The organism is Gemmatimonadaceae bacterium, assembly GCA_036496605.1.
In the GTDB taxonomy this organism is placed as follows: domain Bacteria; phylum Gemmatimonadota; class Gemmatimonadetes; order Gemmatimonadales; family Gemmatimonadaceae; genus AG2.
Window position 1 is genome coordinate 248263 of the sequence record DASXKV010000004.1, and the last position, 16932, is coordinate 265194.

13 protein-coding genes are annotated in these 16932 nt (G+C 64.8%); 7 read left to right on the plus strand and 6 right to left on the minus strand.

What is annotated here, in order from left to right; all coding sequences use genetic code 11:
- Positions 1-3 precede the first annotated feature (3 nt).
- Positions 4-1656 carry a hypothetical protein gene (locus tag VGH98_02925; protein HEY2374905.1) on the minus strand — a complete coding sequence of 551 codons (1653 nt, stop codon included), beginning with the start codon at positions 1654-1656 and terminating at the stop codon, positions 4-6.
- A gap of 224 nt (positions 1657-1880) precedes the next feature.
- Here VGH98_02925 and VGH98_02930 point away from each other — a divergent pair, with 224 nt between their 5' ends.
- The 5 genes from VGH98_02930 (at position 1881) to VGH98_02950 (ending at position 7230) form a co-directional block, all read left to right on the plus strand.
- A complete protein-coding gene (locus VGH98_02930) occupies positions 1881-2153 on the plus strand; it encodes a MoaD/ThiS family protein (protein ID HEY2374906.1) in 273 nt (90 codons plus the stop codon).
- Between the two features lie 4 nt (positions 2154-2157).
- Positions 2158-3321 carry a molybdopterin-synthase adenylyltransferase MoeB gene (gene moeB / locus VGH98_02935; GenBank protein HEY2374907.1) on the plus strand — a complete coding sequence of 388 codons (1164 nt, stop codon included), beginning with the start codon at positions 2158-2160 and terminating at the stop codon, positions 3319-3321.
- Between the two features lie 52 nt (positions 3322-3373).
- Positions 3374-4624 carry a threonine synthase gene (gene thrC, locus VGH98_02940; GenBank protein HEY2374908.1) on the plus strand — a complete coding sequence of 417 codons (1251 nt, stop codon included), beginning with the start codon at positions 3374-3376 and terminating at the stop codon, positions 4622-4624.
- A gap of 34 nt (positions 4625-4658) precedes the next feature.
- The gene (locus VGH98_02945) at positions 4659-5828 is read left to right on the plus strand and encodes a metallophosphoesterase (protein ID HEY2374909.1); all 1170 of its coding nucleotides are present in this window, start codon (positions 4659-4661) and stop codon (positions 5826-5828) included.
- 79 nt (positions 5829-5907) lie between these two features.
- Positions 5908-7230, plus strand: a complete 1323-nt coding sequence (locus VGH98_02950; protein HEY2374910.1) for a dipeptidase — start codon at positions 5908-5910, stop codon at positions 7228-7230.
- Positions 7231-7242: 12 nt separating this feature from the next.
- Here VGH98_02950 and VGH98_02955 read toward each other — a convergent pair whose 3' ends face one another.
- The gene (locus tag VGH98_02955; protein ID HEY2374911.1) at positions 7243-8370 is read right to left on the minus strand and encodes a serine/threonine-protein kinase; all 1128 of its coding nucleotides are present in this window, start codon (positions 8368-8370) and stop codon (positions 7243-7245) included.
- A 163-nt stretch (positions 8371-8533) separates the two neighbouring features.
- Between VGH98_02955 and VGH98_02960 the strand changes: the two genes are divergently transcribed.
- Both VGH98_02960 and VGH98_02965 read left to right on the plus strand, forming a co-directional pair.
- Positions 8534-10123, plus strand: coding sequence for an alkaline phosphatase family protein (locus VGH98_02960; protein ID HEY2374912.1), 1590 nt, complete (start codon positions 8534-8536; stop codon positions 10121-10123).
- 75 nt (positions 10124-10198) lie between these two features.
- Positions 10199-10810, plus strand: a complete 612-nt coding sequence (locus VGH98_02965) for an isochorismatase family protein (protein HEY2374913.1) — start codon at positions 10199-10201, stop codon at positions 10808-10810.
- A 2-nt stretch (positions 10811-10812) separates the two neighbouring features.
- On the opposite strand, the gene VGH98_02970 is transcribed toward VGH98_02965, so the two are convergent.
- The 4 genes from VGH98_02970 to VGH98_02985 all read right to left on the minus strand — a co-directional run bounded on the left by VGH98_02970 (position 10813) and on the right by VGH98_02985 (position 16923).
- Positions 10813-11550: a cyclase family protein gene (locus tag VGH98_02970; protein ID HEY2374914.1), complete on the minus strand. Its 738-nt coding sequence runs from the start codon at positions 11548-11550 to the stop codon at positions 10813-10815.
- A 17-nt stretch (positions 11551-11567) separates the two neighbouring features.
- Positions 11568-12923, minus strand: a complete 1356-nt coding sequence (locus VGH98_02975) for a GntP family permease (protein ID HEY2374915.1) — start codon at positions 12921-12923, stop codon at positions 11568-11570.
- 28 nt (positions 12924-12951) lie between these two features.
- A complete protein-coding gene (locus tag VGH98_02980) occupies positions 12952-14043 on the minus strand; it encodes an aldose epimerase family protein (protein HEY2374916.1) in 1092 nt (363 codons plus the stop codon).
- Between the two features lie 69 nt (positions 14044-14112).
- On the minus strand, positions 14113-16923 hold the full coding sequence (locus tag VGH98_02985) for a glycoside hydrolase family 2 TIM barrel-domain containing protein (GenBank protein ID HEY2374917.1): 2811 nt from the start codon (positions 16921-16923) through the stop codon (positions 14113-14115).
- Positions 16924-16932 lie beyond the last annotated feature (9 nt).

A 16932-nucleotide genomic window follows, 5' to 3' on the forward strand; every position in this document is an offset into this window, starting at 1 on the left:
GGGTCACTCACAGCGAGAGGGAACGGAGTCAACTGCAAGACGCGTGCACGCGAGCCGCACGTACACGCTTCCCGGCGTGAGTGAATCAATACGCACGAGCGACGCTGAGCGCGAGTGCGCGAGTCGCGCCATGGCGTCGAGGACACGTGGCGACGTCGCGAGGACGTAGCGAGGCTGGTATCGATCGAGCAGCTGGCTGACGATAGAAATTTGTTCCGCTGGCGTGCGTTCGCGCGCGTATTCGGCGGCGGTGAACGACGTGATCGGTACGGCAAGGCGTCCCGTGTACAGATAGACTGCCGCTTCGACATCTGACGCAATGATGTCGCGCGGGTTCGTCGAGCGAGCCACCCACGCCAACTCCGGCAGCACGCGCCGGGCGTGATAGCGCGAGTTCGACGACCACCACGCGTTTTCGTAGCCGCGGACGTTGAAGGCGACGATCCCGGTACCGAGCGCCAGCGCAGCGAGTACGAGCGCTCCGCGCGACAGAGTTCCGTGCCTAACGACGGTCGCTTGCCAGGCGCTCGCGAGACCGGCGGCCGGGAACAGCATGCAGAGCGGCCAGATCCCCCAGACAAAGCGCAGCGGTGAGAAGGGCCAGACGATCACGATCGCGAGGTAGAAGGCGACGAACAGGGTCATGACGCGTGCGCGCCGCCAACAGCTCGCGACGCCGATCGATGCCAGCGCCAGATACACACCGCCGATCAGAACATCCAGCGACCAATGGATATCGGGCACGATCGATCGAACGATCGACATCCAGATGGTGGCGATGTTGTCGGGGATGGTCGCGACGAGCAGGTGCAGCCCCTCGGCTCGGAATCCGGAGACGAGCCAGGCCGAATACGACCCGTACGCGCCACGCACAAGAGGAGGCAGGGCGTCGTTGTGGGCCGCCACCCAAGCCAGCCACGGCACGTTCAGGACGAGCGTCGCCGCGACGAAGGCCGCCGCGTCGCGTCGTCGGCGCCTAACGACATACGCCACGGCGATGGCGGCGACCAGCGCGATGCCATGCGTTCGGACGAGCGTCAGCGCACCAGCAGCCGCTCCGAGCAGCAGCGGCGAACGAACACTCGAGCCGTTCACGGGGTCGAAGTTCGTCTCGCGTTCGGCCCATGATAGGAGCGGCAGGAGTATGGCGAGAAAGAGCGACTCCGACATGATCGAGCTGCTGAGCAGGAGCGACGGAATGCTCGCGGTCCCGGCCAGCGCCGCCGCGACCGCCAATCCCGATGGCAGCACGAGCGTGCGATGAGCAAATCGATACGTGGTGAGCGCAACGATCGCGAGCAGTATCGCGTTCGCAAATTTGAGGAGGGCGACGTTCTCTGGAAATGCCGGCGAAATCCGCCACAGCAGCGCGAGGAAGGCGGGATAGCCCGGCGGGAAGTGCGTGGCGAGCGGCGCGCCGGGCAAGTTTAGAAAACGATAACCCTGCCCTGTCGCGAGCGCTTTCGCGAGGACCACGTACTGCGCGTCGTCGTAGAAGACACCGATCGGGAGCGGATCGACGGCGTGCACGGCCGCGACGAGCGCGAGCGCACTCACGAGCCACGGCAGCCACGACTGCACGCGCTCGGCGAGAATGACGCCGCGTGGGGCGGACCGGCTGACAACGGACGTGGTTGGCGCTGCTGAAACGCTCACTCGGCTCGTGGGAAGAGAGGGCAGTCGAGAGACGAGTCGGCGAGAGTCACCGCAACGGCGCTCCTCTTGACGCCGTCGTTCGCGCGCACTACACTGACGAACAACTGAAGGTCTCGTGGTCATTTGCCGCCTATTGCCGCCACGCTAAACAAGGTGCTAAAACGCGACGCGCCCGGCGGCTTTCCCGCCCGGGCGATTTTGTTTTTCAATCGAGGTCTTCGCCTATGTCCGTCACACTGCATCTGCCGACTGTTCTCGCGAAACTTGCCGATGGCCGCGTCCTCGACGCCGATGGCGGGACCGTCGGCGCCATCGTCGCCGACGTCGCGACGCGATTCCCGGCGCTCGCGCCACGCCTGCGCGATGACGCCGGCAATCCATACCCATTCGTCACGTTCTACCTCAACGACGAAGACATTCGCTTTCACGGTGGCTTCGAGGCCGCGGTTCAGGACGGCGATGAGCTGACCGTCGTGCCGGCCATCGCCGGAGGATGATTGCATGCCACACGTCAACGGTGGCGACCAGCTGACCAACGAAGAGGTGCTGCGGTACAGCCGGCACCTCATTCTGCCCGACGTCGGCGTCGATGGTCAGAGAAAGCTCAAGGCCGGTCGTATTCTGCTCATCGGTGCGGGCGGCCTCGGCTCGCCGCTCGCGCTGTATCTCGCCGCGGCCGGCGTCGGCACGTTGGGTCTCGTCGATTTCGACGTCGTCGACGTTTCGAATCTTCAGCGGCAGGTGTTGCACGGCACGAAGGACGTTGGCCGTTCGAAGCTCGAGTCGGCGATCGACCGCATCGGCGACGTGAACCCGCACGTGCACGTCGAGCCGTACGAGACACGTCTCACCGCGGAAAACGCGCTCGACATCATTCGCGACTATGACGTTGTGATCGACGGCACGGACAACTTCGCCACGCGCTACCTAACGAACGACGCCTGCGTTCTCCTCGGAAAGCCTAACGTGTATGGATCGATCTTCCGCTTCGAGGGACAGGCGTCCGTCTTTGCCCTCGAGGAGGGACCGTGCTATCGGTGTCTCTTTCCCGAGCCACCGCCCCCCGGTCTCGTTCCAAGCTGCGCCGAGGGCGGCGTCCTCGGGGTGCTCCCGGGTTTGGTGGGAACGATCCAGGCGACGGAAGGGATCAAGCTCATTCTCGGTGTCGGTGAGCCGCTCGTCGGGCGGCTGCTTCTGGTCGACGCGTTGAGCATGAAATTCCGAACCGTTAGGCTTCGCAAAGACCCAGATTGCCCAGCTTGCGGAACGCACGAGATCACGGAGTTGATCGATTACGATCAATTCTGTGGCGTCACGCCGGAGGCGACCGTGGCGAACACGAACCAGATTCCCGAGATCACGCCGGCGGAGTTGGCCGAGCGTCTGCGTCGCGGCGACGACATCGATCTGATCGACGTGCGCGAGCCGCACGAGTTGAACATCGCGCGCATTCCCAATGTGCGGCTCATTCCACTCGGTTCGCTCGCCGAGGCACTGCCGACGTTGGATAGCTCACGCGAGGCGGTGGTGATTTGCCGCACCGGTGCGCGCAGCGGTCGCGCGGTGCAGCAACTACGCGCGGCGGGTTTTCGTCGCGTGTGGAATCTCGCAGGCGGGATTCATCGGTGGGCGGATGAGGTGGATCCGTCCTTACCGAAGTATTGAACCGACACTGTCATCCTGAGCGAAGCGAAGGATCTAGCTTTCGACAGAAGCCATGACATCGATCCAACACTCTAGTCTGCGCGTGCTCCCGCAACGCTGCCGGGTCTGCGGGGTGGAACAGGAAGGCGCGGCGGTCGCTGTGTGCGAACACTGCCTCGGCCCACTCGAGCCCCTCTATCCCGTCGAGCGCGAGCTGCCGGACCGTGCAACGATCGCGAGTCGGCCGCCATCGCTCTGGCGCTACCGAGAGTGGTTGCCTTTCGAAGGAGACCCGGTGCTGTCGCTCGACACCGGATTCACGCCGCTCGTCGACGCGCCGCGACTCGCCGAGCGGCTCGGCGTTGCACGCGCGTGGGTCAAGAACGACAGCGTCTCGCACCCGAGCTTGTCGTTCAAGGATCGCGTTGTCGCTACGGCGATCAACGCCGCGCACGCATTCGGCCTAACGACGATCGGGTGTGCGTCGACCGGAAATCTGGCGAACGCGGTCGCGGCACATGCGGCCCGTGCCGGCATGGCGGCTTGGGTGTTCATTCCCGAGGATCTGGAGATCGGCAAAATCATCGGCACGGCGATCTACGGGCCGAATCTCGTTCGCGTGCGCGGGCACTACGACGACGTCAACCGACTGTGCACGCAAGTCGCCGATCGGTTTGGCTGGGGTATCGTCAACGTGAATTTGCGGGGCTATTACGGCGAGGGCTCCAAGACGATCGCGTTCGAGATCGCCGAGCAGCTTGGCTGGCGTTTGCCGACGGCGGTCGTCGCGCCAATGGCGGGCGGCTCGGTCGTCACGAAGTTGCGCAAAGGTTTCGGTGAAGTATTGGCCGCGGAACTGGTCAGCGGAACGCCGCCGCGTCTCTTCGGCGCGCAGGCCGAAGGGTGCGCCCCGATCGTCAGGCTTTTCGATCGCGGTGACGATCGTATCATTCCCGAAGTGCCCAACACCATCGCCCGCTCGATCGCGATTGGCAATCCCGCGGACGGCACCTTCGCCGTCAAGGCGATGCGCGAGAGCCGTGGCGCGGCACAGGCGGTGAGCGATGAGGCGCTCGTCGCCGGCATGCGTCTGCTCGCCGAGACCACGGGTATCTTCACTGAGACGGCGGGCGGCGTCACGGTCGCCGCGGCGCTCGAGCTCGCGAAGCGGGGACATCTTCGTGTCGATGACGAGGTCGTACTGTGCATAACGGGAAACGGCCTGAAGACAACCGAGGCGGTGCGCGATGTTCTTCCCGAAGCGCCGGTGATCGCGCCGAAGGTGCGCGAAGTCGCGGCGCTGGTCGCCGAGCGTGGGGCGTAGAAGGCAGAGGGCAGAGGCGGACGCGTTGAGAGTAGTGGTTCGGTTTCTGGCATATCAATTGGCGTCGTGGGTCGCGATCGGCGTCGTCGTTAGCGGACTGAGTTGGGCCGCACCGGTCGTCGTCGCAGTCGCTGCATTGTACACGACAGTTCCGCTACTCGCCTTCGTGCGGTGGCGGGGCTGGCCGTTCTATCCGAGCGCGCTCTTCCGCGTCGCGGTCGTGCGGGTCCTGCTATATACGCAGCTCCTTTTGCCGTTCGTCGCGGGCGCGGCGATTCTAGGAATCCTCATCGGCCTGCCCTTCGGGTCGTCGATGTTTTTTGGGCGTCTCTTCTCTGGTGCGGTGTTGCTCACGGGCGCCGTGCTTCTCCTCGCCGGCTATGTCGGCTCCCGTCTGCTTGTCGTGCGCGAAGTCGAAGCGCGTGTGCGCGACCTCCCGCCATCGTTCGATGGACTGCGGATCGCGCAGATCTCCGATCTGCACGTCGGCCCACAAACGTCGAAGCGATTTCTCTCGCACGTTGCGGAGACGGTTGCGCGAATTGCGCCCGACATCATCGCGGTGACGGGCGATGTCGTCGACGATAGAGCCGAAGACGTCCCGTGGTACGCGGCCGCCTTCGCGCGGCTTCGCGCGCCACTTGGCGTTTATCTCATTCCCGGGAATCACGACATCTACGCGGGCTGGGACGCGGTATCGCGGTCGCTCAGCGCAACGACGGACGCGACGATACTCGTCAACGATTCCCGTGTCGTCGAGCGGGCGGGGTCGCGCCTTGCCATCGTCGGCACGGGCGACCCCGCGGCGCGGGCGCGCTGGAGCGCACAGCCTAACGACGCTGCCGCGCCCGACGTCGAACGCGCGCTCGCGGAGGTTCCGGCAGCGACGACGGTCATTGCCTTTGCGCACAATCCCGCGCTCTGGCCCGGCCTCGCCGAACGCGGCGTCGCACTCACCCTGAGTGGCCACACGCACTGGGGCCAATTCGCCTTTCCTCGGCTCGGCTGGAGTCTCGCCTCACCGTTTCTCGAGCACGCGATGGGCGCCCACCGTGCTGGTGATGCGTTGTTGTACATCAATCCTGGGACGGGCTATTGGGGCATCCCATTCAGGCTTGGCGCGTTTCCCGAGATAACGGTGGTAACGCTGCGCCGAGCCGACGAAGCAGCGCTGTCCGTCGGGAAGTCTCGGTTGGCAGCCTGAGGGCGGAACTGCGGTAAGAGTTCGTCGGTTCGCTCTTGTTGCCGTTTCCACCTGGAGTTCCTTCCTCTATGATTCCCGCATGACTTTCCCTCGTATCCTCGCGGTGGTCTTCTTCGCCGCGCCTTCGCTTTCAGCCCAGCAGCCGCAATCTCGCCCGGCCGCCGACCCCTATATGGCGCGCGCCATCAAGGTTCTCACCGAGCAGCCGATCATCGACGGGCACAACGATTTGCCCTGGCGGATTCGTGAGGACAAGAACCATCCGATGGACGTCGAGGCGTATGACCTGCGACGTCATACGCCGGGGATGACCGATCTCGCGCGCCTCAAGGCCGGCCACGTCGGCGGACAGTTCTGGTCCGTCTACATCCCGGGGGAGCGCACGGATGGCGTGTACAGGCCTAACGGGAACGTCTCGAGCCAGCCTGGATATGCGCGCGTGCAGCTCGAGCAGATCGACATCGCGCGACGCGTCGTCGCGCGGTACCCGGAGCTCCAGTGGGCCACGACGGCGGATTCCGTCCGTAGTGCGATCGCGCACGGCAAGCTCGGGTCGATGCTCGGAGTCGAAGGCGGACACGCCATCGAGAACTCGCTCGACCTGCTTCGCGCGTACTACGCGCTCGGTGCGCGCTACATGACGCTCACGCACAATGTCACACTCGACTGGGCGGACGCAGCGCTCGATTCGGCCACGCACGGCGGCCTCACGCCGTTCGGGAAGGAAGTCGTGCGCGAGATGAATCGACTCGGCATGCTCGTCGACCTCTCGCATGTGTCGCCCGGAACGATGAGCTCCGCGCTCGACGTCACCGTCGCCCCAGTGATTTTCTCGCACTCCGCTGCCCGCGCGCTCGTCGACCATCCGCGGAACGTGCCCGATTCGATTCTCGCGCGCGTGCCGAAGAACGGCGGCGTCGTGATGGTCCCATTCGTCACGAGCTTCGTCTCGAAAGCCGTCTACGCCGACGACAATCAGCTCGCGGCAATCAGCGCCGACGCGACGCGCCGTCACCAGGGAGACACCGCGGCCATTCGCTCCGAGATCGCGACCTGGCGCGCGGCGCATCCGCGACCCACGGCGTCGGTCGCCGACGTCGCGAATGCGATCGAGCACGTTCGGCAGGTCGCCGGCGTGGATCACGTCGGCATCGGTAGCGATTTCGACGGCATCGAGGAAACCGTTGTCGGGCTCGAGGACGTCTCGAAATATCCAGCGGTCTTCGCGGAGCTCGTCCGCCGCGGCTGGAGCGACACCGACCTCAAGAAGCTCGCGGGCGGGAACGTCCTCCGCGTCCTCGCACAGGCCGAGCAAGTCGCGAAGCGCTTGCAGCGCGAGCGTCCACCATCCATCGCAACGATCGAGCAGCTCGACGGCGCAGCGCGCACCGCGACGCCGTGATTGTTTGCTGAACTACTGCGGCGGCTTTACGTCGGCGAGCGCACGCCTGACGAGGCGTACGGGAATTCCAGCCGCCGTCGCTTCGGCCTCGAGCTCGCGGACGGTGTAGACCGTCGGCGTGGAAGCCATGCGCTCGCTGAGCTCTCGAGCCGCGGTCGACTGCATCGCCGCCGCCCGCTCCAGGGCGAGCGCCGCCTCGCGCGGCGAAACGCTGCGCGCGTCGAATTCCCCAGTGCGCGTCAGCGCCGGCTCGGAGATACGCAGCGCCTTCTCGAGCGCGTCGGCAAGCGATTCGCCCGTCGGATAGCGCGCGTCTCGATTCTTCTCGAGACACCGGTCGATCACCGCGGCAATCGGTTCGGGGACGCGCGGCGCGACGGACGCGAGCGAAGGCGCAGGAGTGTTGAGGTGCGCGTACAGGATTGCCGACACGCTCGGGGCGGCAAACGGTAAGCGTCCACTCAACAAGAGAAATCCGACGATCCCGAGTGCATAGAGATCGCTGCGCCCATCGAGCGACTCGCCATCGATCTGCTCCGGACTCATGTAGCTCGCCGTCCCGACGATGAGTCCATCTTGCGTCAGGGTCGGGCCGAACTCGACGCGGGCGATACCAAAGTCGGTCACGATCGCTCGACCCGAGCCATGCTCGATCATGATGTTCTCGGGCTTCACGTCACGGTGCACGACGCCACGCGCATGAGCATACGCTAACGCCCAGGCGACTTCCCGGAGAAAGCGCACCGCGTCCGCCGCCGGCAGCGGACCCTGCGCGCTCACCCGCTCGGCGAGGTTCTCGCCCTCGATAAAGGGCATTGCGAAGAACGGATGCCCGGCGAGCTCGTCGGCGCGAAAAACGGCGACGATATTCGGATGCGAGAGCCGGCCGGCAGTGCGCGCCTCGCGCAGAAACAGCTCGCGCAGCTCGGACTCGGCGGCGAGATGCGGCGGGAGCACTTTGATCGCGACGAAGCGATCGAGCCGGACGTCGCGAGCGAGAAAGACTGCCCCCATTCCGCCACGGCCGAGCTCTCGCTCCACCGCATACTGCGATGCGAGCGCCGTCCACAGCTCGCTGAACTCCGAGCCGATAGTGGTGTGCGAGAGCGAAGAGTGCGGTGAAATGGGTGTCGACGTCATGCAGCTGCACCGAATGTAATCGCGGCTTTCCGCGCGATGTCACCGGAGGCGCGGGCGATACGCAACCGTGAATGGAACCGTTACGCAGCGGTGACGCAACTCCGCTCGCGCGGCCGCCGGCGGCCGGCCATACCTCATGTCATCGCCAACCCGTTGCCTCCCAATGCGCTCACGTCTTCTGGTCGTTCCTATCGCGCTTTTCGCAGGATCGTCACCGATCATCGCCCAACGCACCCTGCCCAACGAGAAACCCGCACTCGTCGTGTTGATCGCCGTCGATCAGATGCGTCCGGATTACTTCGCGCGCTTTCACGATCAGTTTCACGGCGGCTTCCGGCTCATACGCGACAGCTCGGCGTTCTTTCCGAACGCGCATCAGGAGCATGCGATGACGGAGACCGCACCCGGGCATTCAGCGATGCTCTCGGGACGCGAGCCGGTGCACACCGGCATCTTCTCGAACGACCGCGGCGTACCCGACCCGACGTTTCCACTCATCGACGCTCCCGGCGTCGTCGGCGCTTCGCCGAGGCGATTTGTCGGCACGACGCTGTTCGATTGGATGCGCAAATCGGATTCGTCGACGCGCGTGCTGAGCGTGTCGCGCAAAGATCGCGGCGCGATACTCCCCGTCGGTCGCGCCCATGCGGACGTGTACTGGTTCGCGGCGGGACGGTTCACGACGAGCCAGTACTATGCGATGACGCTGCCGGCGTGGGTACGCAGCTTCGACGACAACCTTCGCGGCGACGCACTGCCACGACGATGGACGCTGCTGCTTCCGGATTCGGCGTACGCCGAGCCGGACTCGATGCCGTGGGAGCACGACGGAGGCGATTTCACCTTTCCGCATTCGTTTCCCGATGATCCCGTCGAGCGATTGCGCAAGCTGGAAGAATCGCCCTGGATGGATTCGCTCACCCTGGCCTTCGCGCTTCGTGGTGCAAATGCGCTCTCGCTCGGGCGTCGGGGCAGCACTGATCTCCTGTCCATCTCGCTCTCGACGACGGACAAGATTGGCCACACCTACGGTCCCGACTCGCGCGAGATGCACGATCACCTTCTTCGCCTCGACGGTTGGGTCGGTACGTTCCTCGATTCGTTGGGCAAGCTGGTACCGCGCCAACGGACGCTGATCGTGCTCACTTCGGACCATGGCATGACATCGTTTCCGGAATACGTCGCCGCCGTGCGGCATCAATCAGCTGGGCGCATGAGTCTTGGCGCGCGGACGCAACGCACGGTGGCCGATCTCAAGGCGCGCTACGGTACGTCGTTCGACTTTGCGTTCGATAACGGAATCCTCACGGCCGACGTTGCGGCGATGCGGGCGCGTGGCGTGAACGTCGACAGCCTAACGAAGGTGTTTGTCTCCGCGGCGAAGTCACTGCCGGGCGTCGCGCAGGTGTACACTCCGTCGGAGCTGGCTGCCGAACCAGCCAGCGACGCCGACGCCAATCGCTGGAAACGCAATCTTCCGCCGGAGATCGGGTGGCTGATCGTCACCGTCGCGAAGCCCAATTTCGTTTTCTCGGACAAGTTGAGCGGCGAGCATGGGACGATGCAGCCGGAAACAGTCGGCATTCCGATCGCCTTCGTGGGCCCAGGCATCCACCGCGGCACCTACGCGCGGGTGGTCAGGTCAGTCGACATCGCGCCAACGTTGGCTACGCTCCTCGGCGTCTCGCCCATGGAGGCGCTGGACGGCAAGCCCATTCCCGAGGTGCTCCAGGGCGGTGCGCCGAATCCATAGTCGCGATGGGGCACGAGTCTGTCGATTTTCGTCGTGCTCGTTCGACTTATGAACGAGCACTTGCGAGAGGAGACAATGAACTGCGTAGCAGACAGGACCATATTGCGAATCGAGCGTCAGAGCGAGACTGCGCCTGGGGCGGAATCGACCGTCGTCGCGCTGATCGATTCGTCATACGATCGGCTGACGAGCGATAACGCCTGCGTCTTGTTGATCGACCATCAGATCGGGCCGCTCTGGGAGCTCGAGTTCGGCGAGGCGCGGCGACGCGTCGTCGAGCTGGCAAACACCGCGCGACGATTTCGTCTGCCGACGATCATCACCGCGATCGGAATCGAGACACTCGGCCCAGTGATTCCCGAGCTGACTGCTGCCCTCGGGGAGGCACCGCATGTCGCGCGCAGAGCGGTGAATCCCTGGGATGACTCGCGAATTCGCGGCGGGATCGAGAGCACCCGGCGAAAGAAGCTCATCGTCGCCGGTAGCGCCGCCGATGTCGGCGTCACGTTATGCGCGAAATCAGCGATAGCCGCTGATTATGAGGTCTACGTGCCTATCGACGCATCGGCGCACTTCAGCCATGCGACGTCGAGTTGGCTGTCGCGCGCGGGCGCGATCGTCACGACTGTTACGCTCGTGAGCAATGAGCTCGAAGGCCCTCGCGCGCGGCGTTTCTCGTCATCCTGATATCACGAACCTGCAACGGCTCGCTTGCGGAGCACGGCGCGCGCCGGAGCGGCCTCGTGTCGGCCAACTTTGATCGGAAGGACGATGAGATCATAGTCTCCGGCGCTCACCGCGCCCAACGACAAGCCCTCCACAATGGGAATGCCCTTGCCGAGCAGAATCTGATGAGTGCGTGGCGCCTTTGCGCCAAATTGCTCCGCGGAGAGGTAGTCGATGCCGACCAATTGCACACCAGCGTCCGCGAGGATCTGCGCCGCGTCAGGCGCGATATACGCGAAGTCACGATGGAACGTGGGTTGAGTGAGCCAGCCGTGGATCGAGCTTCGCGTTCGGAAGAGAACCCGCGGCGCGCCCTTCCAATCGTGTCGCGCGAGCTCGGCGGCGTCGATCGCTTGCACACCGTCGGCGATGTCGATGACGCGGGCTGGTCCGATCAGCCGATCGATAGCGACGCGATCGATCGATGCGCCATCGCGAATGAAGTGCATCGGCGCATCGATATGCGTGCCGCTATGGGCGCCGAGCGTGTACGTGGAAACAGTGACGAAGTCCCCTTTGCGCATGTCGCGAACGAAGTCGAAGCGCATCCCTGGGTCGCCCTCGTAGACGGGCGTCGTCGCCGGATCGAGTGTGACGCTCACATCGACCCATTCCGAAGGCGCCGCGCCTAACGAGATACGATGGCCGTAGGCGACGGATGCCAACGCGATCGCAGCGACGCCGAACACATAGACTCTCACGGTGATTCTCCTGGAATTCAGAGTGCGAGACTCAGCAACAGCGTGAAGATCAGGCCGGCCACGCCGATGATCGTTTCGGCAACGGTCCAGGTCTTGAGTGTTTGTAGCACCGTCATATCGAAGAATTCCTTGATGAGCCAGAAGCCGGCGTCGTTCACGTGCGACAGCATCAGCGACCCGGCGCCGGTCGCGAGCACGAGCAGTTCCGCGTGCGCGCCCGACGCGGCGGCAATCGGCGCGACGATCCCGGAGGCCGTCGTCATTGCGACGGTCGCCGAGCCGGTGGCGACGCGAATGAGCGTGGCGATCACCCAGGCGAGGAGGATGGGTGACGCATGCGACACGCGTGCGAGCTCGGCGACGGCGCGCCCGACGCCGCTCGAGACGAGCACTTGATTGAAACCGGCGCCGGCGCCGATGACGAGGAGAATCGTCGCCGTCGGTCCGAGGCAGTCGCTGCAGAACTTCAGAACTTGCTCACGTGTGAAATGCCGTTTGCGCGCGAGCGACCAGAAGGAAAACAGGAGTGCCAGAAGCAACGAGACGATCGGGTTGCCGACAAAATGCAGCGTCGATCGGAGCGAGCTGTCCGGCGGGAGCCAGCTGTCGGCGGCGGTCGCGAGCAGCATGAGGATCACGGGAACGAGCACCGTGAAGAGCGAGGTCGCGAAGCCAGGAAGGGGCAACGTCGCGTCGCCGGCGCTGACATCGCGCTCCGACAGCTGAATCGCCATCGGATTGTCCGCCGGCAGCGCGACGCGTTGTGCGACCCAGGCGCCGAAGATCGGTCCCGCCAGCGCCGCGGTCGGGAGTCCAACGATCAAGCCGTATAGAATCGTGCGCCCCACATCGGCGTTGAACGCGCTCACAGCGAGCATCGCCGCCGGATGAGGCGGTAACATCCCGTGGACCACCGACAACCCTGCGACCAGTGGAATGCCGAGCTTCACGAGTGAGAGGCCGGTACGGCGCGCGATCGTGAACACCAGCGGGATCAGAAGTACGAAGCCGACCTGAAAGAAGACTGGAATGCCGAGGATGAACGCGACGATCATCAGTGCCCAGTGTACCCGCTGCTCGCCGAAGCGACCGATGAGCGTCGTCGCGATGCGCGCCGCGGCGCCCGACTCGGCCATCACCTTGCCAAGCATCGTCCCGATACCGACGACGATCGCGATGAAGCCTAACGCCGTTCCAACGCCGTCCTGGAACGCTTTCAGCGTACCGGTGAGCGGCATCCCCGCGACAGCGCCCATCGCGAGCGAGACGGTAGTGAGCGCGATCAGCGGGTGCAGCTTGAATCGCGCGATCAGCACGATGAGCACCACCACCGCGCCGAGGGCATACAGGAGAAGGCGAGCGTCGCTCGTCATCGGCGACGTGAGTCTGTCGACCGAAGCCTCACCGAGTCACGCCGAATCTGAAGACCGTCCGCGACCGGTACGTGCTTCCCGGCCGCAACACGGTCGAGGGGAAGTTGGGGTGATTCGGCGAATCCGGGAAATGCTGGGTCTCCAGCACCAGCCCGGTGCGGTGGCCGTACGCATGTCCGCTTTTTCCGATGAGCGTGCCGTCGAGAAAGTTGCCGGTGTAGAACTGCATTCCCGGCTCCGTCGTGCTGACGTCGAGCGTGCGTCCACTCGCCGGATCGACGACGCGTGCCGCATGCGTCAGCCCGGTGTCCTTGCGGTCGAGCACGAAGTTGTGGTCGTAGCCGCGGCCGAAACGGAGCTGCTCGTTGGGCGCATCGATGCGCGCGCCAACCGGTGTGGGCGTGCGGAAGTCGAAGGGAGTCCCCGCAACCGGCGTGATCTCGCCGGTCGGGATCAGTGTCGAATCCACAGGCGTGAACGCCGACGCATCGATCTGCACGACGTGATCGAGGATGTCGCCCTGACCCTCGCCGTGGAGGTTCCAATACGAGTGCTGGGTGAGATTGAGAATGGTCGGCTCGTCCGTGGTCGCCTCGTAATCGACCTCGAGCTCGTCGTGGGTGTTGAGCGTATAGGTAACGTGCACCCGTAGCGTGCCGGGATAATTCTCCTCGCCGTCGGGGCTCGTATACCGCAGGCTCACGCCAGCGGCGCTGTCATTCGAGAACGACTCGGCGTTCCAGAGGGCCTTGTCGAAGCCGCGCCGACCGCCGTGCAAGCTGTTCGGTCCATTGTTGAGCGCGAGGTGATACGTCTTGCCGTCGAGCGTGAATCGTCCGTGCGCGATGCGATTCGCGTAGCGTCCCACGACTGCGCCGAAGTACGGGTGCTCACGGACGTACCCGTCGAGACCGTCGAAGCCGAGCACGATGTCGTCGCGGCGACCGGCGCGATCCGGAGTGCGCACGACGGTGATGATCGCGCCAAAGGTCATCACGTGGACCTCGATGCCGTGCGCGTTCGTGAGCGTATAGACGTCCACGGCGCGTCCGTCCGACAATCTTCCGAACGGCGCACGCGTCACCGTCACGGGCGACGGAGTTTCACTGCGTTGATGCACGGTGCACCCAGCGAGGGACAGAGTGGCGAGAGCAGCACGGATCGAAGAGGAGCGGAGTGATCGCATCGGCTATCGGCGGAGAACGAACAGTATGGTCGGGTCGATCGGGTAGCGTCCGAAGTTCGCGCCGTATATGGCGAGCCCTCCGGGGAGCGCCGAGTCGACGGAGAGCCTAACGATGATTGCACCACTACGGGCCGCGTCGGCGAGTGCGTCCCCGGGAATGGAGACGCGAAGGAGCTGGCCGTACGAACCCGCCTCGTACAGATGGCGGTCGAGCGGCTGTGCGTGCCAGCTCAGGATGCCGCGCGAGTCGGCAGGATCGTCCGCGAGCTCGAATCGGGCGCCAGGCCGGCCATTCACCGTCACGCGTACCGCACTCGGAAACGGCGTCGTGCCGGTCATCGGATAGCTGTTCGGATTGCGACTCGGATCATGGAAGCCGCCGCCGCGCATGTAATCGTCGTTGCTCGAGGCGGTGGTGTCACGATCCTTTCCATTGAGGCGCTTCGATGACGCCTCGACGAGGAACGTCGCGCTCGCGACCTGATTGAGCGCGAGCTCTGCCGGCCAGGGAAGGCGATACTCGAAGTAGCCACTACCTGCGCCGTCGACCTTGAGGCCGCCGAGCACCTGCCATTGCTTGAGGGACCAGTGTGCATCGCTCACCGAGGCAGCCGGTACGCGGGCGAGGCGCACGCGCCGGCCATCCTCGAGCGTCGCCGACGTCGGCGGCTCGCCCTCGACGACGAATGTCGTGAAGTTCCGATTCAGGACGGTGCCACTCGCGTCCTCGAGCCGCACGGCCAACACCAAAACGGCCGGCTCGTTAGGCATGACCACGGGAAGCGGGTCGAGCGACGTCGACATCCATGGCCGATACGCGACGCGTCTAATGATCGTCGCGTATCTTCGCTGCTCGCCAAGCGCGTTCCAGCCGGTGAGCTCGGCACGAAGAGTCAGCGAATCACCGTACGCCGAACTACCGGTGAGGAAGGACGCGTAGAGCGGAACGTCGACGTGCTCACCAGGCTTCGACGCGCGGCTCAGTGAGGAGTCGCCGACGGCGAGATACATCGGTGAATGGAGATCGCGCAGCGACATCCCTTCCACGATCTGGCCGAAGCCGGTCTCCTTCGGCGAGCGATCGAAGCGCCAGTAGCCGTTCCACTCGTTGATGACGTCGTGATGCTCCGTGTAGAGCCAGCCCGCGAGCTTGGGATGGCGCCGAAAGGCGTCGATCGCGCGGTGATAGTCCCAACTCCAATCCACATCGCCCGTACTGCCCTCGTATCCCCACACGTTGCCGAACTCGGAGTTGAGCATCGGCTGATGCCCTTCGCGCCAGCCCGGCTCGAAGTTCCACGTCGAGCCGGGAAACGTGCTGTCGCTGACAACGTCCAGATGGTGCGCCCATTCCCAGCCGGGCAGATACTCGTGCCAGGAGTCGAGGTCGGTCGCCGTGTGCCCTCGATGACAGCAGACCGAGTTGTCCTCGACGAGCCGCGTTGGATCGAGTGATTTCGCGAGCGCGTACACGGTCGCCACCTTGCGCTTCGCCTCGGGAAGGTAGCGCTCACGACCCTCGACCTGAGTCGTTAGGCCCCAGGTCTCGTTGAACATCACCCACGCAAAGACCGCGGGATGATTGTAGTCGCGGTCGATCATGCCCCGGAGCGCAACCTCGTGCTCGTGGAAGGCGGCGGAATCGGGCGGGCCCCACCAGTTCGGGACGTCGGCCATGATGAGAACGCCGAGCTTGTCTGCCCAGTACAGTTTGCGCGGCGCTTCGATCTTGATGTGCTCTCGCAGTCCGTTGAGGCCAATGCGGCGCGCACGGAGAATCTCGTCGCGCAAGACGCTATCGGTCGGGAAGGTGTAGTACCCGCGCGGGTGATACGCCTGATCGAGCGCGAGCTGGAGATAGACGGGTGTCCCGTTGATCGCGACGTACGGATAGGTCGTGCCGGGCAGATCGACGACGCTGATCGTGCGCATGCCGAAGTAGGTCTGCACTCGATCCGCTACGACGCCCGTGCCCTCGACGCTGGCCGTCACGTCGTGCAGGAACGGATCCTCGAGCGACCAGCGGTGCGCGTTAGGCAGCGGCACGTCGACGTGGATATTCGTGGCACCGCGCGGGATGCGTTGCGTCACGACCGGCTGGCCGTCGCGATTCGTAAACGTCAAACGCAGCGTGAGATCGCTCGGCGCCGGGTCGAGAAGCCGTGCATCGACGCCGACGCCGGAGAGATCGGAGCGCGGTGAGAAGTGTACGGCGTCGAGCGGGTCGCTGCCACGCGCCTCGAGATACACGGTCTGCCACATGCCGTGCGCCTGGCCGTAGCCCTGCTTGCCTTCGAGCTTGAACGGATGCGGGGTGTCGTCGACGCGAACCACGACGCGCTGCGACTCGCCGACACGCGGTTGTTTCAGCTCGAACGAGAATGGCGTGTAACCGCCCTGGTGCTCGCCAACCTCTCGTCCGTCGACCCAGACCGTCGTTCGCCAATCGGAGGCGCCGAAGACGATGAACACGCGCCGGCCGCGCCACGTCTCCGGAACGCGGATCCCTCGGGCGTACCATCCGATATTGGCGCTGTCGGGGATACCGGAAAGCGGCGCGCCCCACGAGAACGGGACGAGAATCTCGTGTCCGGCTGGCACGTTGCCGTTAGGCCACCCGGCGCGCACACCATCGTCTTTCGCGTCGAACGCGAAGCGCCAGCGCCCGTTGAGATTCACCCACTCCGCGCGCTCGAAATCCGGCCGTGGGTGTTCCGGAAGCGGAATGGTGTCGCCGCGCGGCGGCTGCGCGGAAAGCGAGCCGGCGATCAGCGTTAGGCAGCACCAGAGGACTCGGTTTGTGTGACGCACCACGACAACTTA